The organism is Rhodococcus sp. NyZ502 (assembly GCF_041464245.1).
GTDB classification, from domain to species: domain Bacteria; phylum Actinomycetota; class Actinomycetes; order Mycobacteriales; family Mycobacteriaceae; genus Rhodococcus_F; species Rhodococcus_F qingshengii.
Genome location: NZ_CP167155.1, coordinates 1697870 through 1717228, shown reverse-complemented (window position 1 = coordinate 1717228; position 19359 = coordinate 1697870). Strand labels below are relative to the sequence as shown.

The following is a 19359-nucleotide window of genomic DNA, read 5'->3' as shown; positions in this document are numbered from 1 at the left end:
GTCATGAGCGAGAACACGACCAACCCGCGCGTGTACCTCACCGAAACCATGACAGAGGCCGAAGCCGGCGTGCTGCGAAAGTGGCTTGCCGACAAGGCAAGCTCATCCGAAACTCGGCCGGTCACCGTCAACATCACCGACAAGACCCTGGCAGAACTGGCGGCACGGACCGACGACCCGATGCTCGCACCGCTTCGCGTGGTGTGGATTCCGGACACCCATACCAAGCACAACGTCGCGGTGCGACTACGTGATGCGCTGGCACCACGCGATCCTCTCCACCCCGGACGCGGTGCACAACGCAGAACCCTGCGCACCGACCCCTCACGGTGCCAGGTCATCGAAGGTGAACCCGCACCACTGAGCGATCTCGAGCGTCGCCTCGAAAAGAGCGGTGGCGGTTCGCTACCGGAGTTCATCCGACGGCAGGCCGCTCTGGCACTCGAACGCGCCGAATTGGGCCTACTGGGTGGCCAGTACAAGGTGTCACGGTTCGTCGTCGACGAGATCACCGACACCCGCCGATTCGCCACCGAGGTCATGGCTTTGGCCGACCGGTTGAACATCGCTGTCGCCGAAGTCGATCGCCGCGCACGTGAAGCTCTCGAAGAAATGGTTGCCACCCAGAGTCGCCAAGCCATCGCGGTGTGGGATCGCCTGGGCCGCTACTTCGCTCGCGCCTACAAGCTGGACGTGGACACGAGCCGCTTCGAGGAACTCCGTGAGCTGAACAAGGAACACTCACTGGTCTTCCTCCCCAGTCACCGTTCGTACCTCGATCCCCTCGTCCTGCGTCCGGCGTTGATCGCGAACGGCTTGCCGCTCAATCACGTCATGGGCGGCCTCAACATCAGTTTCTGGCCCATGGGCTCGATCCTCAAGCGCAGCGGCACCGTCTTCATTCGTCGAAGCATCGGCAACGACGAGGTCTACAAGTGGTCGATGCACGAGTACATGCGCTATCTGCTGACCAAGCGCTTCAATCTGGAGTGGTACATCGAAGGTGGACGCGGACGTACCGGGAAACTACGCCCGCCGCGCTTCGGTCTCCTGACCTACCTGACCAAGGCATTTCAGGTCAGCGGAGCGTCCGACGTGTACCTCGTCCCGGTTGCGCTGAGCTACGACCAACTCTACGAGGTCGGGGCCATGGCTGCCGAGGCGCTCGGCGCCGAGAAGACACCGGAAGGCCTGCGCTGGATGGTGGGTTACGTACGCGCCCAGGGAAAGCGCAACGGTGTCGCGCACGTGACCATCGGCCGGCCGCTCTCACTCGCGGACGCACTCAGCCAGGAAACCGATCAGCGCCTCGCCATTCAGAAGGCCGGCATCGAGGTGTGTCACCGCATCAACGAGGTCACCCCGGTGACCGTGTCTTCACTGGCGATGTTGGCGTTCCTCGGAATCGAAGACCGGGCGTTGACAGTTCGTGAACTCACCGCGATTCTCACGCCGCTGTTCGGCTACATCACCGCGCGAAATCTTCCGATCGCCGGCGACGTCGAACTGTCCGATCCGCGTGTCATCGAGAAGGCATTGCAGACACACGTCGATTCCGGGGTGCTCGAGCGCTTCGATCGGGGCGGCGAGCAGGTCTTCTACCTCGGCAAGGACCAGCATCTCGTCGCTGCCTTCTACCGCAACAACACGATTCACTTTCTTGTCGTGCGTGCCATCACCGAACTCGTACTTCAGGCAGCCGTCGAAGAGCGGTTCGAGGACCCCATCGGGGACGGGTGGGCAGAGGCCAAGCGCATCCGAGATTTGTTGAAATTCGAGTTCTTCTTCAGTGACCGGGACACGTTCGAGCAGGAGATGCGGACCGAGCTGACGCTGATCGACCCCGAGTGGGAAACCGTCATGGCCGACGACAAACGAACCGAGCACATGATCGAGACGGTTCGCCCGTACCTCGCGCACCGCGTGCTCCAACCGTTCCTCGAGGCGTACCAGGTTGTCGCCGATCAGCTTGTGCTCGCGCCGATTTCGACATCGTTCGACGAAAAGTCGTTCATCAGCAACTGCATCGACGTCGCACATCAGCGTCGACTGCGGCAGCAGATCGCCAGCAACGAATCCGTCTCCGGTGAGTTGTTCGCCACCGCACTGAATTTGGCGCGCAACCGTAACTTGATCGAAGTCGACGACGACGGAGTCCGGGCCCGGCGCCTGGCATTCGCTGCCGAGATCAAGGTTCAGGTCGAGCGCCTGCGTCACCTTCGCGCACTCGCGCATGCACGACTCGATCAGGTGGCGATGCCGGTACCGGACGCCGCTGCGGTAGTGACCATTCCAGAAGCAAACCGAGCGCCCGCCGCGAACGAGGAAGTAGGACTGTGACCGGACTCGAGCGTCTGCACTCCGCCATCGAAGCCGCCCCGCCCGGGCCCGGAACGATCGCCGCCTTCGACCTCGACGGCACCTTGATCAGCGGGTACTCGGCCAGCGTTGTGTACCGAGACCGCCTGCGACGCTTGGATATCAGCGTCGGCGAACTCTTGCGCACCACCGGTGCCGCGATCGACACCCAATTCCGCGGCGCTGACGTCGGAGCACTGATGGACATCGGCGTTCGAGCCTTGGGCGGCCGTACCGTCGAGGAACTGAACGACTGGGGCCGACGGCTGTTCAAGCAGGAAATCGCCGCGATGATCTACCCGGAAGCCCGCGGGCTACTGGCGGCACACCGGCGAGCCGGCCACACGATCGTGATGGCTACGTCGGCGACTCCGTTCCAGGCCAAGTACGTCGCCGAAGATCTCGACATCGAAGACGTGCTGTGCACCGAGCCCGAAGTCGTGGACGGCATGCTCACCGGCGAACTGTCTTCGCCCGCACTGTGGGGGCCGGCCAAGGCCAATGCCCTTGCAGGCTATGCCGAGAAGATGGGCGCCGATCTGAAGAACGCGTTTGCATACTCCAACGGTGTCGAAGACGTCTTCATGCTCGAGGCCGTCGGGCGACCTGTCGCGTTGAATCCCGATCGTGGTCTGGCCAAGATCGCGTTGCGCAATCACTGGCCTTCGGTCAGCCTGCGTAAACCGCAACGAGGCGCAACACCGATCTCCACGATCCGAACGGCGACTGCCATGGGCGCGCTTGCTGCCACCGCCGCCCTCGGTGCGTCGGCAGGCATTGTCACCGGGAACCGTCAACTGGGTGCGAACCTGGTCGGCACGTACGGCCCCGACATCTCGCTCTCACTGCTGGGCATCGACGTCGAGATCGACGGCGAGCACAACGTGTGGGATCACCGCCCGGCGGTGTTCATGTTCAACCATCAGAGTTCCCTGGACATGTTGGTCCTGGGCACCGTGATCAAGCGTGACGTGACCGGCGTCGCGAAGAAGGAAGCGGCAAGCGATCCGCGGTTCATGCCCGTCGGTGCACTGCTCGACGTCGCCTACATCGACCGCACCGACACCACGAAGGCGAAGGCTGCACTGCAACCGGCAGTCGACAAGCTGAAGAATGGTGTCTCGATAGTCATAGCTCCGGAGGGCACCCGTTCTCCGACGCCACGTCTGGGCCCTTTCAAGAAGGGTGGATTCCACTTGGCGATCCAAGCCGGTGTGCCGATCGTGCCCGTGGTGATTCACAACGCGGGTGAACGGATGTGGCGCAATTCGCTTGTCGCCCATCCAGGCCCGGTCTATGTCTCGGTGCTCGATCCCATCTCGACCGAAGGCTGGGAGACCAAAGACCTCGACGCACACGTCGAGAAGGTGCGCGCGCAGTTCGAAGCTGCGCTACTTGCCGGCCACCGCTGAGCGTGCCAGGTGCTCGCGTGCAAACGCGAGCGCCTGCGCCAGCATCGACGACCGCTCCCGCCGGGTGCGCGCGTTCTGCGTGTTGATCTCGATGACTGCCTGGCCGCTGAATTCGCTCGCAGCCAATTGCTGACACAACTCCGCGCACGGCTGTGAGCCATGCCCCGGAATCAGGTGCTCGTCCATCGACGCCCCGCGACCGTCGGCCAGGTGCAGGTGCTCGAGCCCCTTGCCCATACGGGAGGCCAACTCCAGGGCATCCATGCCCGCCGTCGCGGTGTGCGACAGGTCGAGTGTGTAGTGAGCATGATCGGAATCGGTCGGGTCGTACGACGGACTGAACGCGGACAACGCTGCCCCTGGACCGCCACGTTTACGCAGACGCTCCGCGGACTTGTCCTTGCCGCCGAAGAAGCTGTCGGCGCGCATGGGGAACATGTTCTCCACCGCCACCACGACGCTGCTCTTCGATTCGAGTTCGACAACCTGTTCCGCGAAGCCTTCGGCGTACTTGCGCTGCCACCGGAACGGCGGGTGGACGACCACCGTCGTCGCTCCCAAGGTTTCGGCGGTGCGCACCGAACGCTCGAGCTTCTCGACCGGATCGGAACCCCACACGCGCTGCGAAATCAGCAGACACGGCGCATGCACCGCCTGCACCGGAATGGCGTACTTGCGAACGAGGGCGGCAACAGCACCGATGTCCTGACTCACGGATTCGGCCCACACCATCAGTTCGACACCGTCGTATCCGAGATCAGCGGCGTAGCGAAATGCTGCTTCCGTGTTCTCCGGATATACCGAAGCCGTCGACAGGCCGACGGCTATCGGCCGACGAACCATGCGCTGCGATCCCCCGATCATCGTCCGATCAACCCGAGGTCAACAAGAACGCCAGTGGACCGAGCGTCACGATCATGCCGACGACCACCGCGATCACGAAACTCGTGATGTCGTCCGTCTTCCGCAGAACCCGCACGACAGCAACCAGGCCGACGATCACGATCAGCGCGAGCACCAACGCCACCCACGGCAGCATGTCCCACAGCTTCTCGAAGCCCTTGAACATCGCGCCGCCGACGATCAGTGCAACAACCACCTGACCGGCAAGCACTGCCCATTCACGGATCGAGTTACGCTCGCCTGTCTCTTCCGCTGCCGATTCGGCTTCGACATCGGACTCCGCGGCGGCACTGGTCTTTTTTGCACCGTCATCGACTGCCGGTGCCTTGACCAGATCGACAACAGCGGTGGATTCGGCCTCGCCGACATCCGCGTCTGCGATCTTGTCGATCAGTTCGGTGCTCTCTTCCGGCGCGGCCGGAGCGGGAGCGGTCTGTGCAGGTGCCTTGGCGACGGGAGTGGGGACACGCGGCGGCAGGATCGGCGGACGCAACGACGGCGACTGCGTTGCGGCGCGCTCCTGACGCATCAGGTCGCCCGCCAGGGTCTGACCCGACAGCAGGGCTGGTTCCTGCGTTACCTGCGTCGGTGACGAGGAGTTGAGCGGTGCCCGGCTCACCCACTGCCCGGGCGAGGACTTCGAGGTCTGTCCCGGCGGAGGTGTGGAAGTCGGCTTCGGAGTGGTGACCGGCGGCGCAGCAACCGGCTTCGACTCACCCTTGGGTGCCTGCGGCTCGTCATCGTCATCGTCGTCGTCGAACGAGACGGCGAAGGCTGCGGTGCGATCGGCGGGAACCTTCGGTGCCGGTTCGACTGACTTGGCGGTTTCCGCGACGGCCTCGGCCGGCGCTGAAGGTGCAGAGTTTTCCGGCGCAGCGGCTTCGGGCCGGGCTGCTGGTTCGTCGGACTCGGGCTCGGCGGCCGCGCGCGATCCCGACTGGCGAACGATCGGGATCTCACCCGTCAGTTCGGCGACGGAGATGCCACCGGCTACGCCGCGCCGGCGTCGTCCACCTCGGGATTCGACGCTCTGACCGTTCCGCTTGAGCAGTTCCGCTACGGAAATCTGCTGACTGTCCTCGGTCATCAAGCACTCACCACCAATTCACCGCCCATTTCTGTGTCGAGCTTTCGCAGAATCAGACCCTCACGCAGTGCCCAGGGACAAATTTCCAGTTCGTCCACTCCGAGCGCCCGCATGGTTGCCTCTGCGATGAGCGCGCCGGCCACAATCTGCTGTGACCGATCCGAGCTCACTCCTTCCAATTCTGCACGGTCCGCCGCCGTCATCCTGGATATGAAGGCTATGAGTTGCCTGAGTCCGCTGGAAGTCAGGGTCCGTTTTGCCCGGGGGCCTGCGGCAGAAGGGGCCGCGCCGGTGAGCCGAGCCAACGATCGGAAGGTCTTCGAAGTCCCGACCGTGCGGTCCCAGTCGCCGGCGGCGCGCAGTTCCTTGGCTGGTCCGACCAACTCCGCGTCCAGCCAGTCGCGCAATACAGCGACCCGGCGCTTGCCCGGCGGATCGGCCTGTAGCCAGTCGCGCGTCAACCGTCCGGCACCGAGTTGCAGTGAGAAGGCGACGTCCGGATCCTCGTCACCACCTGCTGTGAGTTCGAGCGAGCCGCCGCCGATGTCCAGGTTCAGGATGCGTCCGGCGCTCCAGCCGTACCAGCGGCGCACGGCCAGAAAGGTCAAGCGGGCTTCGTCGACCCCGGACAGAACCTCGAGGTTGACTCCGGTCTCGGCGCGGACGCGGGCGAGTACGGCTTCGGAATTGTTGGCGTCACGGACCGCGGAAGTGGCAAAAGCCATCATTTCCTCGCACCCGGACGTCTTGGCGATACCGGCGAATTCGGAAACCGTCGACACCAACCGATCGGCTCCTGACGTGGTGATATCGCCGCGGTCGTCAGTGTTTTCTGCCAGCCTCAACGTGGACTTGGTCGAGCTCATGGGTGTTGGGTGGCCGCCCCGATGGGCGTCCACAACCAATAGATGGACGGTATTGCTTCCGACGTCGAGTACCCCTAGTCGCACATCGCCACGTTACTGGGTCTACGGTCGGCCCTTGTGACAGCAGGTAACCCAGACCGGTCCCACAAGATGACTCCGAGCCCCGAGGTCGATCTCGATTTCCCGCGCGAATGGGTCGAATTTGTCGATCCGGATAACTCCGAACACCTCATTTCCGCTGATATGACGTGGTTGCTCTCGCATTGGACCTGCGTGTTCGGCACGCCGGCGTGTCAGGGCATCATCGGAGACCGCCCGGACGACGGTTGCTGCTCGCACGGCGCTTTCCTCTCCGATCAGGAAGATCAGGACAAGCTCGATGCGTCAGTGAAAATGCTCACAGCCGAAGACTGGCAGTTCATGGAAAAGGGTCTCGGCAAGAAGGGCTACGTCGAAGAAGACGACCTCGAGGACGAGCCCGCGCTGCGCACCCGCCGCTACAAAGGAGCGTGCATCTTCCTCAACCGGCCGGGTTTTGCCGGAGGCGAGGGCTGCGCTCTGCATTCCATGGCGCTCAAGAAGGGCATCGAGCCGCTCGAGGTGAAACCGGACGTGTGCTGGCAGCTACCGATCCGCCGCACCCAGGACTGGGTCGACCGGCCGGACGGCGTCCAGATCCTCAAGACCACGATCACCGAGTACGACCGCCGCGGCTGGGGTGAGGGCGGCGACGACCTCGCCTGGTACTGCTCCGGCTCCCCCGACGCTCATGTCGGGGAGCGGCAGGTCTGGCAGTCCTACGGGCCCGAGTTGACGGAACTTCTCGGAAAGCGCGCGTACGACGAGCTGGCTCGCCTCTGCAGGCGTCGCGCGGGCCTCGGCCTCATCGCAGTCCATCCGGCGACCACGATCGCTCAGAACAAAGCTCAGGGCTGACTCCGCCTGAACAAAAAGAATTCAGCCGCTCACACGATCGTGTGAGCGGCTGAATTCTTCTCGACATTTCTTCTCGACGAGGTTCGATCACGCTTCGAGCTTGTAACCCAATCCACGGACCGTGACCAGATGTTCCGGCTTGGCCGGATCCGATTCGATCTTCGAACGCAACCGCTTCACGTGTACGTCAAGGGTTTTGGTGTCACCGACGTAGTCGGCGCCCCAGACGCGGTCGATCAACTGTCCGCGGGTCAGCACCCGACCGGAGTTGCGGAGCAGGTACTCGAGGAGATCGAACTCCTTGAGCGGCAACGTCACCGGGTTACCCGCGACCTGCACGACGTGGCGCTCGACGTCCATCCGTACCGGTCCGGCCTCGAGCACCCCGTTGTCGGAGGCGAGGTCCGCCTCGTTCTCCACCCCGCGGCGCAGCACCGCACGGATGCGAGCGATCAGCTCACGCGCCGAATACGGTTTGGTCACATAGTCGTCCGCACCGAGTTCCAGTCCGACGACCTTGTCGATCTCACTGTCACGCGCCGTCACCATGATGACGGGGACGCCGGAGCGCGACCGCAGCGCCTTGCAGACGTCCGTGCCACTCATGCCGGGCAGCATGAGGTCGAGCAGGACGATGTCCGCTCCGGAGCGATCGAATTCCGCCAACGCCGACGGTCCGTCGTTGACGATGGTGGTCTCGAAGCCTTCCTTGCGGAGCAGGAACGCCAGCGGGTCCGCCAAGGACTCCTCGTCCTCCACGATCAGCACACTCGTCATCGTTTGGCCTCCATGCCGTTTTCTCTACTGCCTTGTTCTCGTCTGCCGATCCGCGTGGAACCGGCGGTTCCCGCGTCGTCAGAGTCGATGTCGTCGTCCGACTCCACGTGTGCCGGTATCTGCAACGTGAAGGTAGACCCTGTACCCGGTTTGCTCCACAGTTCGATGGAGCCGTTGTGATTGGCCGCGACGTGTTTGACGATCGCCAGCCCCAGACCGGTTCCACCGGTCTGCCGTGACCGCGCCTTGTCCACGCGGAAGAATCTCTCGAACACTCGCTCCTGGTCCGCTTTCGCGATGCCTTCTCCTCGGTCGGTGACTGCGATCGCGACATTGTCGCCGCGTACCGAACGACTGACGGACACCGGAGAACCCTTGGGCGAGTACGCAATAGCGTTCTCGATGAGGTTGGACAATGCCGTGACGAGGAGAGTCTGATCCCCGAGCACTTCCAGCCCACTCGGATGGTCGGTGGTGACCGTGATCCCGGCGGCCTCGGCCGACAGATTCGACCTCGACAGTGCTTCGGACACCACGGTGTCGACGTCGACCACGTCGAGATCCGGCAGCTTCTCGGCACCTTGCAGACGCGAGAGTGCGATCAACTCGGTGACCATCTTGCCCAGACGGATCGACTCACCGAGCACCCGTTCGCCGAAGTGGCGCACCGATTCCGGGTCGTCAGCGGACTCGAGCAGTGCCTCCGCGAGCAGGCTCATCGCACCGACCGGCGTCTTGAGTTCGTGGCTGACGTTCGCGACGAAATCGCGTCGGGTCGCCTCCATGCGGACCTGCTCGGAATCGTCGTCGGCGAACAGGACCACGAAGTTGCGATCGTCCTTGCTGAGCAACCGGGCCGTGCCACGTACCGCGATCTTGTCGCGGCCCCGCTGAGCGGTCTGCGCCGTCAGATCGACCTCGACGGGTTGACCCGTCCGCAGAACTTCCTGAGCAGCCCGCCAAGCTCGCTCGTCGACCAGACGATTCTTGACGAGACCGAGTTCCTCGGCGCGAGGATTGAAGAGCACGACGTCGTGAAAACCGTCGACGACGGCGATACCGCTTTCCGAAGCCAACACGATGAGGTCGAGAACCTGGGACATCGTGAGCCCGGTCTGTTCGTCCGAGCGCTGACTCTGGCGCGACGACAGCCTGGGTACCAGCACCCCGCCGACGAGGTAGCCGACCAAGCCGGCGACCACGACCAGCAGCACTGCAATCACGACACTCACGGCGCAATCGTACGTTCGCGCGAAGAGTCGGTTACGGCGGGTTCGGACGTTCCCACCCGTGTAATCCGCCAGGTGGACGGCGTTGGTTCGTCGTTCATCTGCTGTTGGCCGAGGCCCCCCGAAATCACTGTTCGGGGGGCCTCGACGCACATCATCGGGTTGCTACTTTCCGCCCTGATTCGCCACCGCGGCGGCGCCGGCAGCTGCGGCCTCCGGATCCAGGTAGGTGCCGCCGGGATTGAGCGGCTTCAGGTTCTCGTCGAGGTCGTAACGCAGCGGGATTCCGGTCGGGATGTTCAGGCCCGCGATGTCCTCGTCCGAGATGCCGTCGAGGTGCTTGACCAACGCACGCAGCGAGTTGCCGTGCGCGGTGACCAGCACGTTCCGACCGGCGAGCAGCTCCTGGGAGATGGTGTCCTCCCAGTACGGGATCAGACGCTTGACGACGTCGAGCAGGCACTCGGTCAAGGGAACCTCGTCGAGGTTCGCGTACCGGGGATCGGTGTCCTGGCTGTACTCGCTGCCGGCTTCGATGGCGGGCGGCGGGGTGTCGTAGCTACGACGCCAGAGCATGAACTGCTCGTTTCCGTACTCTTCCTTGGTCTGCGCCTTGTTCTTGCCCTGCAGAGCGCCGTAGTGGCGCTCGTTGAGACGCCAGTCGCGCACTACCGGGATCCAGTGGCGATCGGCGGCGTCGAGCGCGAGGTTGGCTGTGCTGATCGCGCGGCGCAGCAGAGACGTGTAGAGAACGTCGGGCAACAAGTTGTGCTCGGCGAGCAGTTCGCCGGCGCGCTTGCCCTCGGCCATGCCCTTGTCTGTCAGGTGTACGTCCACCCAGCCGGTGAACAGATTGAGTGCATTCCATTCGCTCTCGCCGTGGCGGAGCAGGACCAGGGTTCCGATACTCATGGCGTTCATCCTGGCACGAGTACCGGAACCCTTCTTGATCAACCCTGTCCGGAAATCAGCTCGGGGCTACTTCCGCAGTTCGCAGATCCTTGCGGAGGATCTTTCCGGCCGCGGATTTCGGCACGGTGCTGATGAACGAAACCTGGCGAACCTTCTTGTGCGGCGAGACGCGCTCGGCGACGAACGAGATCACGTCGGCTTCGGTCAACTCGGCGCCGTCCTGGAGCACCACGAATGCCTTCGGAACCTCTTCGCCCTCGGCGTCGAGCACGCCGATCACTGCGGCGTCGGCGATCTGCGGGTGGGTCAGCAGCAAGGCCTCGAGTTCCGCCGGGGGAACCTGGTAGCCCTTGTACTTGATCAGTTCCTTGAGGCGGTCGACGATCTTGACGACGCCGTCGCCGTCGACGGTCGCGATGTCACCGGTGTGCAGGTAACCGTCGTCGTCGAGGGTGTCCTTGGTGGCCTGGTCGTTGCCGAGGTAGCCGAGCATGATGTTCGGGCCCTTGCACCACAGTTCGCCGGGCTCGCTGACGCCGTCCGAGCCGAGAGCCGGGTACGCGACCTCTTCGCCCGTTCCGGGGTCGACGAGCTTGCATTCCATGTTGGCGATGGTCGGACCGCAGGTGTCGAGCGCGATGTCGTCACGATCGAACGGGATCGCGTGCGAGACCGGGCTCATCTCGGACATGCCGTAGCCCTGGCGGACGTGGCAGTTCAACCGGTCGGCGACGGCCTTGCCGAGCGCCGCGTCGAGCGGGGCCGCACCGGAGAAGATGGTGTGCACGCTCGAGAGGTCGTACTGATCGACGAGCGGGTGCTTGGCCAGCGCGACGGCAACGGGCGGTGCGACGAAGATGTACGTCGACTTCTGCTCGGCGACGATCCGCAGGAACTCGACGAGATCGAACTTCGGCATCGTGATGAGGCTCGCGCGGCGATAGAGCGCAGCGTTGAGCAGGACCGTCATGCCGTAGATGTGGAAGAACGGCAGGACCGCGAGAATCTTGTCGTCGGTCTCGATGCCCATCCGCGGAATGATCTGGCAGACGTTGGCCACGAGGTTGCGATGAGTGAGCATGACCCCCTTGGGTCGGCCGGTGGTGCCAGACGAGTACGGCAGCACCGCGAGCTGGGTGGCCGGATCGAAGGAGACCTCCGGCGCCGCTGCACCCTCGCCGAGCAGATCACGCAGCGACAGATGGCCTTCGGCCCCGTCGAGCACGAAGACGTTCTCAGCCGGGATACCGACCAGGTCAGCAGCGGCCTTTGCCTGCGGCAGGAGCGGCGAGACGGTGAAGAGGAACTTTGCCTTGGAATCGGTGAGTTGCTTGGCGATGTCCTCGGCGGTGTAGAGCGCGTTGATCGTGGTCGCGACGCCACCGGCACGAAGGATGCCGTGGAAGACGGAACCGAAGGCCGGGACGTTGGGCGAATGCAGCCCGACCACGTCGCCGACGGCGAGTCCGCGCGCTGCGAGAGCGCCTGCAACGCCGTTGATCTGTGCGATCAGCGAAGCGTATGTGGTGACTGCGCCCGAACTGCCCTCGACGAATGCCGTCTTGTCGAGGTCTGCGGGGTCGGTGTTTCCGAACAGGAAGTCGTAGACGCTGAGGTTGGGGATTTCAACGTCGGGGAACGGACTCTTGAAGCTCACTGTGCTCCTCGAAAAGTTGCGCGGCGGGGTGGTGTGACCAACTTACTGTGACTCACGGGAACAGTATTATTCCGTGACGACAGTCACAAGTAAAGGTCACTTTACGTGACACATCCGCGATGTGTCTCACCCCGCTCGATCAGCTCTGCGCGGGCTCCTCCTCGATGAGGTGCTTGAACGGTTCGAGATTCGCCAGCGACTCGCCTCGCGACACCCGCCACGCCCACTCACGCTTGATGGACGAGGAGAAGCCGAGTTCGAGGATGACGTTGAAATCGCCGTCGGCGGCTTCGAGAACCTGACCGAGCACTCGGTCGAGTTCATCGCCGGTCACGGCATGCTCCGCGATCTTGCCGACCAGGTAGATGTCCCCGACCTTGTCGAGTGTGTACGCCACCCCGTACAGACGGCGGTTGCGCTTGAGCAGGAACTTGTAGACGCCTTCGAAGTTCTCGTCCACCTTGCGGCACACGAAGGCCTCGACCCGCACACCGTGATTGCCAACGGTGAGCAGAGTCGACGTCTTGAGTTTGTGTTCACCGGGAAGTTCGACGATGAAATGCGCGTCGTCTTTTCTGGTGAAGTCGAGTTCACGCTCGGTGAGGGCCTGCTCGATGGTGTCCGAAATGCTGCTCATGTACGCACTCCCCCGGTCCGGCGCAGACGCCACAGACCCCGTGCACGGCGGGGCGAGAAGTCGCTGGGACCGGTTCCGTTGTTGTAGTTGACTGCGGCTTTGCGATAGCTCTCGAGCAAACCGTCCGCGGTGTGTTCCCACGAGAAATTTTCGGCGTGACGCGGTGCCTGCGCGGCGAGTTCGGCCAAGCGCGTCGGTGCTGTCACCAAAGATTCGAGGGCGCCGGCCCAGTCTTCGGTGCGGTGTCCTTGAACCAGCAGGCCTGTCTCCCCGTTGCGTACGGCTACTCCCAGTCCGCCGACGTCGGCGGCGATCACGGGAGTTCCGCAGGCTTGAGCTTCGATGGCGACCAATCCGAAGGACTCCGAATAGCTCGGCACCGCAACCAGATCCGAGGCACGGTAGACATCGGCGAGACGCTCAGGAGCCTGCGGCGGCAAGAACGTCACCTGCGCTGTGATGCCGAGTGAGCGTGCCAGTTCGATCAGCACGTCCGGCCGCGCGAGGCCAGTTCCGGACGGCCCGCCGACGACGAGGATGCGCAACGGCAACTCGGGGCGACGGCTGATCACTTCGGCGGCAGCACGCAGCAGAACGTCCGGCGCTTTCAGAGGTTGGATCCGGCCGACGAAAGTCACGACGACCTCGCCCGGGTCCAACCCCAACGACGCGCGGGCGGAATCGCGATCGCCCGGTCGGTAGCGGGTGAGATCGGCGCCGGGAGCCACGACGTCGATACGCGTGGGATCTGCGCCGTACAACTCGTGCAGCGCCTTGGCTTCGTCGGTGGTGTTGGCGACCAGGCGATCGGACTCGGCGACTACTTGCTGCTCGCCGATCTGACGTGCTGCCGGCTCCGGGGTGTCTCCCTCGGCAAGCGAAAGATTCTTCACCGCCGCGAGGGTGTGGGCGGTGTGTACGAGGGGCACGCCCCAGCGGTCGCGGGCCAGCCAGCCGACCTGACCGGACAACCAGTAGTGCGAGTGAATCAGGCTGTAGTACCCGGGCTCGTGGCGCGCTTCCTCCCGCAGAACTCCTGCGACGAAGGCACACAGTTGAGTCGGCAGATCCGCCTTGTCCAGCCCTTCGAAGGGACCAGCAGCAATGTTCCGAACCCGCACTCCGGGAGCGGCGTCCACCACGGGTGCGTCGGCCGAGGACGTCGCGCGGGTGAATATCTCCACCTCGACGCCACGTTTGGCGAGCTGAATGGCGGATTGCAGAACGTAGACGTTCATCCCACCCGCGTCACCGGTGCCGGGTTGCGCCAATGGCGAGGTGTGGACCGAGAGAACGGCCACCCGGCGAGGGCGCGAAATGTGCATGGGCGTCACGACTCCATACTGCCCCCTCACCGGGCGCGAACTCTAACCGAGGCTCGAGATGAACATTCGCACTTCGGACACGAATCGTGTCGGATCCTCCACGAACGGGCCGTGATTGCAGCCTTCCCAGTACGACGCCTGGGACTTGGGAATCAGTTCCTCGGCGTGCTTACCTGCACTCACGTCGACGACGGAGTCCTCGGTTCCGTGCAGAACGAGAACGGGGATATCCAGGTTGCGAAGCAACTCGTCGTGACCGACAGCACGGTTGAACAGTGCTGCGCGCACCCGCGGACGCGTCGAGAGGCTGTACCCGAACAAGGCCTGCGACGCTGCACCCTTGCCTTCGGGTGGGCCGGTGAGAGCATTGCCGAAAGCGCCGAGTGCACGGATCGCCTCGCGGGGATCTTCGGACATCGCGCCGGGAACCGCGCTACGCATCGCCGAGCCGACCTTGCCACCTTTTTCGCCGCGCCCGATGCTGGTGATCGCCCCGACCAGAACCGCACCCGCCACCGCGCCGGTTCCGTGCGCTGCCAGGTAATCGCAGATCACCAGACCGCCGTACGACCAGCCGAGCAGGATCGCGTTCTCGGTGACGCCTTCGGCCGCAAGAACAGCCGCGACGTCGCCGGCCCAGTTCGCGGAGTCGTCGTATCCGGATTCGGGCGCATCGGAGTAACCGTGGCCGCGCAGATCGACGGCGATCAGCCGATAGTCCGCGGCCAGGTCCGCGAGGACCTGCTCGCCCCAGCACTGCGAGGACTGAGCCCAGCCGTGCAGCAACACCAGCGGGGTCCCCGCCGAATTTCCGGTTACTCGATAGACGATGGACGTGCCGTCGACGCTGACGGCTTCACGAATAGACATGCCGTCACGATAGAGGCTGCGACTGCGGCGCCGACGGCGAGCATGTAGGCCGACGGGACGCCGTAGCGATCGATCAGCTGTCCGGCCAGTGCAGACCCGAGCGCCACGCCGACGCCGAGGCCGGTAACCGTCAGGGTCATTCCCTCGGTGAGCTTTTCCGGCGGGACGATCTGTTCGACCAGGGCTGTCGCGATGATGAGCGTCGGTGCGATGGTCGCGCCCGCCAGCACGTAGGCACCCGCAAGTGCGGCCACGTTTCCGACCAACAGAAGCGGGACGCTGAGAACGGCGACCGCCGAGGACGCGATCATCAACTGCCCGCGCAGCGATCGCGCCGGGTGCATCGACCCGAAGATCAGTCCCGCGATTCCCGAACCGCCGGCGAACAGCGCGAGGACCAGCGTCGCCGACCCCGGCGAATTCTGTTCCTTGGTGAACGCGATGGCGCCGACGTCGATGACGCCGAAGATCGTTCCGAGCATCACCATGATGACGATGACGATCCACATCACGTGGTTACCGAGAACCGATCGTCCGCGGCCGGGTCGACGCGGATGCACCTTCGGTTCGGTTCCGCGCTGTATGACCAGCAGCAGGGTTCCGGTGACCAGCAGGATCAACCCTGCCAGTGGTCCAGCCTCGGGGAAGAGCCCGATGCTCAGACCTACCGATATGACCGGGCCCGCCACGAAGCAGAGCTCGTCCACCACCGATTCGAAGGCGAAGGCGGTGCGCAGCTGAGGTTTTCCGACATAGATCGCCACCCACCTGGCGCGAATCATCGCGCCGATCGTCGGAGTGGCGCCGCCGGGGACGACCAGAACGAACAGCAGCCAGTCGGGAGCTTCCATCCGGACTGCGAGCAGGAGCGCCCCGATCGCGGTGACGCTCACGGCTGCGGCAATCGGCAGGACCGCTCGCTGTCCGAAGCGGTCGACCGCACGCGAGACCGCGGGCGCGATGATCGCCGACGAGAGCGCAAAAACCGCGGCGAGCGCGCCGGCGAGCGCGTAGTCACCACGAAGTTGCGAGATCATCGTCACGATTCCGATACCGATCATGGCGATCGGCAGCCTTGCGACAAATCCGGCGGCCGAGAAGGCGACCGATCCGGGGGCGGCAAAGATCTCGCGGTAGGCGCTCAGCAGGCCTTTGTTGGTGGATTCGCTCATGTCAGCTTCTCGTGCACTGAACAAGGTTCACAGAGCCGAGGCCGACTCGACAAATCGTTTTCACTGTGCGCTCGGGTTGACCTGTCGGTAACTTGCCTTACGATTGCGCGAATGAGTGTCCTGGTGTGTTTCCACGCCCATCCCGATGACGAAGTTTTCACTACGGGCGGCGTGATGAGAATGGCCGCCGACGCAGGTCACCGCGTCGTAGTCGTCACCGCTACCGACGGTGCTCTCGGTGAATTCCCCGACGGACTGTTGGACGAATACGAGACGTTGGCTCAGCGCCGCAGCCGTGAGCTCGAGGCGTCCACCGACGCGTTGGGTGCCAGTCGCGTCGTGTCCCTGCACTACCCGGATTCGGGGATGGTGGGTACGCCCGAGAACGAGAATCCGGAAGCGTTCTGCAACGTCGACGTCGAGAAGGCCGCCGAGCGTCTGGCCGAGGTTCTTCGTGAAGAGAACGCCGATGTCCTGACCATCTACGACCCCAACGGCGGATACGGCCACCCGGATCACATCCAGGTCCACCACGTCGGCGTTCGTGCTGCAGAACTCGCGGGCACGCCGTTCGTCTACGAGGCGTCCACCAACCGCGATCACATGAAGATGCTGATGCAGGCCAACCCCGAGTGGACCGAGGAGGCGCAGCCGCCGGACATCGAATCGTTCGGGCTTCCGGCTGACCAACTCACCACCGCGGTCGATGTCAGTTCGGTGATCTCGTCCAAGCGCGCGGCCATGTACGCGCACGCAACGCAGGTCGGCGATTTCGGCCCGTTCCTCGAAATGCCGACGGAGCAGCTCGCCGCGGCATTCGGCACCGAGTGGTTCCGTCGTCGCAACGCGCCGGAAGGGCTGTCGGAAACCGCCCTGCCCCTGTGAGTCACCGCCCTCGATAAACCGAAGTCCCGACGGAGGTTTCGGCGGCTCGTTAACATCGGTAGGCATGGACCTCGAACAACTTGTCGCGAGCATGCCTTTTGCAGTTCACACCGGAATTCAGTTGGACAGCGCGGCACCCGAACAGGTTGTCGGCCATCTGGATTGGGACAGCCACCGCACCACCGCCGGCAACGGAATGCACGGCGGCGCCTTGATGACGCTGGCAGACAGCGTCGGCGCCGTCTGTGCATTCCTCAATCTGCCGCCCGGCGCAAGTACGTCCACCACCAGTTCGTCGACCGTGTTCACCCGCGGGGTTCGTAAAGGCACGGTCACCGCAACTGCCCGTCCATTGCACGCGGGACGCAGCACCATCGCGGTCGTGACCGAGATTCGTGACGACGAGGGCCGCCTCGTCGCTCAGGTCACCGCATCACAGGCAGTATTGGGACCGTGAAGCGTCCCGCGTACCGCGCCTCGGGTGGCACCCTGCCGTACGGCAATCTGCTTGCCTCCCATGACGTTGCGATGGAGGGTTACTTCTGGCGATTCACGATGCCAGAGAGCGGGCGGGTGGTGATTGCGCTCGCCGGAATCAACAAGTCCGACGGCGGCAACTGGTCGACGCTCGGTCTCGCGGCACATCCAGGCGGATTCCTCCGTACTGCTGAGCACCCGAGCGGATCGGCCGATCCCCGTATCCTGGGGGCCTACGCCGACAACGCTTTCCGCGGCAATGCCGATCGACTCCAGGTCGATTTCGGCGACAGTCATCTCGACGTGCGGATCAGTAGTCAGCGATTCTGGCCGCACCGCCGCTTCGGGGGATCGAGTTACTTCCAATCAATTCCCGCACTCAATCAGTACTGGCATCCGTGGCTGCTCGGCGGCCGGGTCGAGGGAAGCGCCGTCATCGACGGGCAGAGCTGGGATCTCACCGGAGCGCAGGTGTACGGCGAGAAGAACTGGGGAAAGGGAGGATTCCCGGAATCCTGGTGGTGGGGACAGGCACAGGGGTTCACCGATCCTCGAGCCTGCGTGGCGTTTGCCGGCGGACAGGTCAGCGCCGGACCTCTGCGCACCGAAGTCACCGCCGTCGTTGCCGCGCTACCGGACGGAACGGTATTGCGGCTGGGTAATCCTCTGACGTCACAGGTGGAGACGACGGTGTCCGACGATCGCTGGACTCTTCGCGGCTACAGCCGGAAGTGGAGCGTCGACATCGACGGGACCGCGCCCATCGCCGACGCACACATCCTTCCTGTTCCGATACCTGCCGAGCGTCGAAACGTGCCAGGAGCGCTCGAGCATCTCGGTGGAACCATGTCGGTCATCGTCCGCCGGCGCGGCACCATCGTCTGGAAGGACAGGTCACGGTTGGCCGCTCTCGAGCACGGCGGATTGGATCGGGCGCAGGCCGAACTCACTCGGCGGGAACAGCTCTCGCAAGATCGATGAGAGCAGAGGCCGCCGGATTCTTGCCGCCCGACGAACGCCAGACCAATTCCAGCCGAGATCGTGCTTCCGGTTCGAGATCGATCCGATGCAACTCCCCCACTGTCGACTCCGGAAGCACGGCCATTCCCAGCCCCTGCGCTGCCAATGAAACGATGATGCCGAGGTTGCTTGCCTCGAGCGCAACCGTCGGCTTGGTGCCGGCTGCGGCGCACGCGAAGTCCAGACACGTTCTGATGCCGGTTCCCTCCGGCAGACAGATGACCGATTGCGTCGCGAGTTCGGCAAACGGCAGAGACGACACCTCGGCCAGCGGATGATCCGCCGCCACTCCGGCCACCAGTCGTTCGTCGGTGATCACCCTCGATTCGAGCCCTTCCGGCAGCTTGCCCGCCACCCCGATGACGGCTATGTCGAAGGTTCCGTCCAACACTCCGGCAAGCAAACTGCGCGAATCGTCCTCGGCCAGCGAAATGTCCAGTCCGGGGTGTTTGTTGTGCAACCGACTGAGCAGATCTGTGAGGTCGGCGGAAGCGCAGGCGGTAACCATCCCGACCGAAACGGAACCCCGAACCAGTCCGTTCAAGGCATCGACAGCGTCGCGGGTGCTCTGAACGGAAGCGAGTGCAGCGTAGGCGTGCGGGAGGACAGCTCGCCCGGCGTCGGTCAGACAAACGGTTCGACCACTACGATCGAGCAATTCCTGCCCCAACTCACGTTCCAGCCGTTTGACCTGCGCACTCACACCCGGTTGGGCTACGTGAAGCCGCTCGGCGGCGCGAGTGAAGTTGGCTTCCTCCACTACCGTGACAAAGTATTCGAGCTGCCGAAGTTCCATAACTGTTGATTCTAGCTGCGAGACAAACTAGATCTTGGAC

At 64.0% G+C, this 19359-nt stretch carries 18 protein-coding genes; 6 read left to right on the top strand and 12 right to left on the bottom strand.

Annotated features, from left to right (window positions below):
• The first annotated feature begins 3 nt into the window (after positions 1-3).
• The gene (locus tag ACBG85_RS08120; RefSeq protein ID WP_007735324.1) at positions 4-2340 is read left to right on the top strand and encodes a glycerol-3-phosphate 1-O-acyltransferase; all 2337 of its coding nucleotides are present in this window, start codon (positions 4-6) and stop codon (positions 2338-2340) included.
• Entirely contained in the window at positions 2337-3770 is a 1434-nt protein-coding gene (locus tag ACBG85_RS08115; protein ID WP_003941905.1) for an HAD-IB family hydrolase, read from the top strand. The genes ACBG85_RS08120 and ACBG85_RS08115 overlap by 4 nt, the downstream gene beginning before the upstream one ends.
• On the opposite strand, the gene ACBG85_RS08110 is transcribed toward ACBG85_RS08115, so the two are convergent.
• From ACBG85_RS08110 to ACBG85_RS08100, 3 genes are read right to left on the bottom strand one after another with little or no spacing between them, the layout of a single operon-like run.
• Positions 3750-4634 (bottom strand): sugar phosphate isomerase/epimerase, encoded by an 885-nt coding sequence (locus ACBG85_RS08110; RefSeq protein ID WP_042923251.1) that lies wholly within the window; start codon positions 4632-4634, stop codon positions 3750-3752. The two genes, ACBG85_RS08115 and ACBG85_RS08110, sit on opposite strands and share 21 nt — an antisense overlap.
• A gap of 7 nt (positions 4635-4641) precedes the next feature.
• The gene (locus ACBG85_RS08105) at positions 4642-5760 is read right to left on the bottom strand and encodes a cytochrome d ubiquinol oxidase subunit II (protein WP_165639689.1); all 1119 of its coding nucleotides are present in this window, start codon (positions 5758-5760) and stop codon (positions 4642-4644) included.
• Positions 5760-6710: a Ppx/GppA phosphatase family protein gene (locus tag ACBG85_RS08100; protein ID WP_003941975.1), complete on the bottom strand. Its 951-nt coding sequence runs from the start codon at positions 6708-6710 to the stop codon at positions 5760-5762. Before ACBG85_RS08100 ends, ACBG85_RS08105 begins: the two co-directional genes overlap by 1 nt.
• A 66-nt stretch (positions 6711-6776) precedes the next feature.
• Here ACBG85_RS08100 and ACBG85_RS08095 point away from each other — a divergent pair, with 66 nt between their 5' ends.
• On the top strand, positions 6777-7562 hold the full coding sequence (locus ACBG85_RS08095) for a hypothetical protein (RefSeq protein WP_003941928.1): 786 nt from the start codon (positions 6777-6779) through the stop codon (positions 7560-7562).
• Positions 7563-7649: 87 nt separating this feature from the next.
• Here ACBG85_RS08095 and ACBG85_RS08090 read toward each other — a convergent pair whose 3' ends face one another.
• The 8 genes from ACBG85_RS08090 to ACBG85_RS08055 all read right to left on the bottom strand — a co-directional run bounded on the left by ACBG85_RS08090 (position 7650) and on the right by ACBG85_RS08055 (position 16141).
• Complete coding sequence (locus ACBG85_RS08090; protein ID WP_003942020.1) at positions 7650-8339, bottom strand: response regulator transcription factor; 690 nt, start codon at positions 8337-8339, stop codon at positions 7650-7652.
• Entirely contained in the window at positions 8336-9571 is a 1236-nt protein-coding gene (locus ACBG85_RS08085) for a cell wall metabolism sensor histidine kinase WalK (protein WP_003941938.1), read from the bottom strand. Before ACBG85_RS08085 ends, ACBG85_RS08090 begins: the two co-directional genes overlap by 4 nt.
• Positions 9572-9733: 162 nt before the next feature.
• A complete protein-coding gene (locus tag ACBG85_RS08080) occupies positions 9734-10489 on the bottom strand; it encodes a phosphoglyceromutase (RefSeq protein WP_003941992.1) in 756 nt (251 codons plus the stop codon).
• Between the two features lie 46 nt (positions 10490-10535).
• Positions 10536-12137 (bottom strand): AMP-binding protein, encoded by a 1602-nt coding sequence (locus ACBG85_RS08075; RefSeq protein WP_029254834.1) that lies wholly within the window; start codon positions 12135-12137, stop codon positions 10536-10538.
• Positions 12138-12276: 139 nt separating this feature from the next.
• Positions 12277-12774 carry a YbjN domain-containing protein gene (locus ACBG85_RS08070; RefSeq protein WP_047268888.1) on the bottom strand — a complete coding sequence of 166 codons (498 nt, stop codon included), beginning with the start codon at positions 12772-12774 and terminating at the stop codon, positions 12277-12279.
• Positions 12771-14099: a D-inositol-3-phosphate glycosyltransferase gene (gene mshA, locus ACBG85_RS08065; protein WP_003941843.1), complete on the bottom strand. Its 1329-nt coding sequence runs from the start codon at positions 14097-14099 to the stop codon at positions 12771-12773. The genes ACBG85_RS08070 and mshA overlap by 4 nt, the downstream gene beginning before the upstream one ends.
• A 42-nt stretch (positions 14100-14141) precedes the next feature.
• On the bottom strand, positions 14142-14969 hold the full coding sequence (locus ACBG85_RS08060) for an alpha/beta fold hydrolase (RefSeq protein ID WP_165639690.1): 828 nt from the start codon (positions 14967-14969) through the stop codon (positions 14142-14144).
• Positions 14915-16141, bottom strand: coding sequence for an MFS transporter (locus ACBG85_RS08055; protein ID WP_003942019.1), 1227 nt, complete (start codon positions 16139-16141; stop codon positions 14915-14917). The genes ACBG85_RS08060 and ACBG85_RS08055 overlap by 55 nt, the downstream gene beginning before the upstream one ends.
• Positions 16142-16252: 111 nt before the next feature.
• Between ACBG85_RS08055 and ACBG85_RS08050 the strand changes: the two genes are divergently transcribed.
• The 3 genes from ACBG85_RS08050 to ACBG85_RS08040 all read left to right on the top strand — a co-directional run bounded on the left by ACBG85_RS08050 (position 16253) and on the right by ACBG85_RS08040 (position 18484).
• Positions 16253-17026, top strand: coding sequence for a PIG-L family deacetylase (locus ACBG85_RS08050; RefSeq protein ID WP_003942001.1), 774 nt, complete (start codon positions 16253-16255; stop codon positions 17024-17026).
• A gap of 64 nt (positions 17027-17090) precedes the next feature.
• A complete protein-coding gene (locus ACBG85_RS08045; protein ID WP_042452984.1) occupies positions 17091-17483 on the top strand; it encodes a PaaI family thioesterase in 393 nt (130 codons plus the stop codon).
• Positions 17480-18484 carry a tocopherol cyclase family protein gene (locus tag ACBG85_RS08040; protein WP_165639691.1) on the top strand — a complete coding sequence of 335 codons (1005 nt, stop codon included), beginning with the start codon at positions 17480-17482 and terminating at the stop codon, positions 18482-18484. The genes ACBG85_RS08045 and ACBG85_RS08040 overlap by 4 nt, the downstream gene beginning before the upstream one ends.
• Here the strand turns inward: ACBG85_RS08040 and ACBG85_RS08035 are convergent.
• Entirely contained in the window at positions 18450-19319 is an 870-nt protein-coding gene (locus tag ACBG85_RS08035) for a LysR family transcriptional regulator (RefSeq protein WP_029254832.1), read from the bottom strand. The two genes, ACBG85_RS08040 and ACBG85_RS08035, sit on opposite strands and share 35 nt — an antisense overlap.
• Between the last annotated feature and the right edge of the window lie 40 nt (positions 19320-19359).

Bases quoted from the DNA above. Each gene is read 5' to 3' on its own strand.
- ACBG85_RS08120 (WP_007735324.1), top strand. From the start codon at position 4: ATGAGCGAGAACACGACCAACCCGCGCGTGTACCTCACCGAAACCATG.
- ACBG85_RS08110 (WP_042923251.1), bottom strand. From the start codon at position 4,634: ATGATCGGGGGATCGCAGCGCATGGTTCGTCGGCCGATAGCCGTCGGC.
- ACBG85_RS08105 (WP_165639689.1), bottom strand. From the start codon at position 5,760: ATGACCGAGGACAGTCAGCAGATTTCCGTAGCGGAACTGCTCAAGCGG.
- ACBG85_RS08095 (WP_003941928.1), top strand. From the start codon at position 6,777: ATGACTCCGAGCCCCGAGGTCGATCTCGATTTCCCGCGCGAATGGGTC.
- ACBG85_RS08090 (WP_003942020.1), bottom strand. From the start codon at position 8,339: ATGACGAGTGTGCTGATCGTGGAGGACGAGGAGTCCTTGGCGGACCCG.
- ACBG85_RS08080 (WP_003941992.1), bottom strand. From the start codon at position 10,489: ATGAACGCCATGAGTATCGGAACCCTGGTCCTGCTCCGCCACGGCGAG.
- ACBG85_RS08070 (WP_047268888.1), bottom strand. From the start codon at position 12,774: ATGAGCAGCATTTCGGACACCATCGAGCAGGCCCTCACCGAGCGTGAA.
- mshA (WP_003941843.1), bottom strand. From the start codon at position 14,099: ATGCACATTTCGCGCCCTCGCCGGGTGGCCGTTCTCTCGGTCCACACC.
- ACBG85_RS08060 (WP_165639690.1), bottom strand. From the start codon at position 14,969: ATGTCTATTCGTGAAGCCGTCAGCGTCGACGGCACGTCCATCGTCTAT.
- ACBG85_RS08055 (WP_003942019.1), bottom strand. From the start codon at position 16,141: ATGAGCGAATCCACCAACAAAGGCCTGCTGAGCGCCTACCGCGAGATC.
- ACBG85_RS08050 (WP_003942001.1), top strand. From the start codon at position 16,253: ATGAGTGTCCTGGTGTGTTTCCACGCCCATCCCGATGACGAAGTTTTC.
- ACBG85_RS08045 (WP_042452984.1), top strand. From the start codon at position 17,091: ATGGACCTCGAACAACTTGTCGCGAGCATGCCTTTTGCAGTTCACACC.
- ACBG85_RS08035 (WP_029254832.1), bottom strand. From the start codon at position 19,319: ATGGAACTTCGGCAGCTCGAATACTTTGTCACGGTAGTGGAGGAAGCC.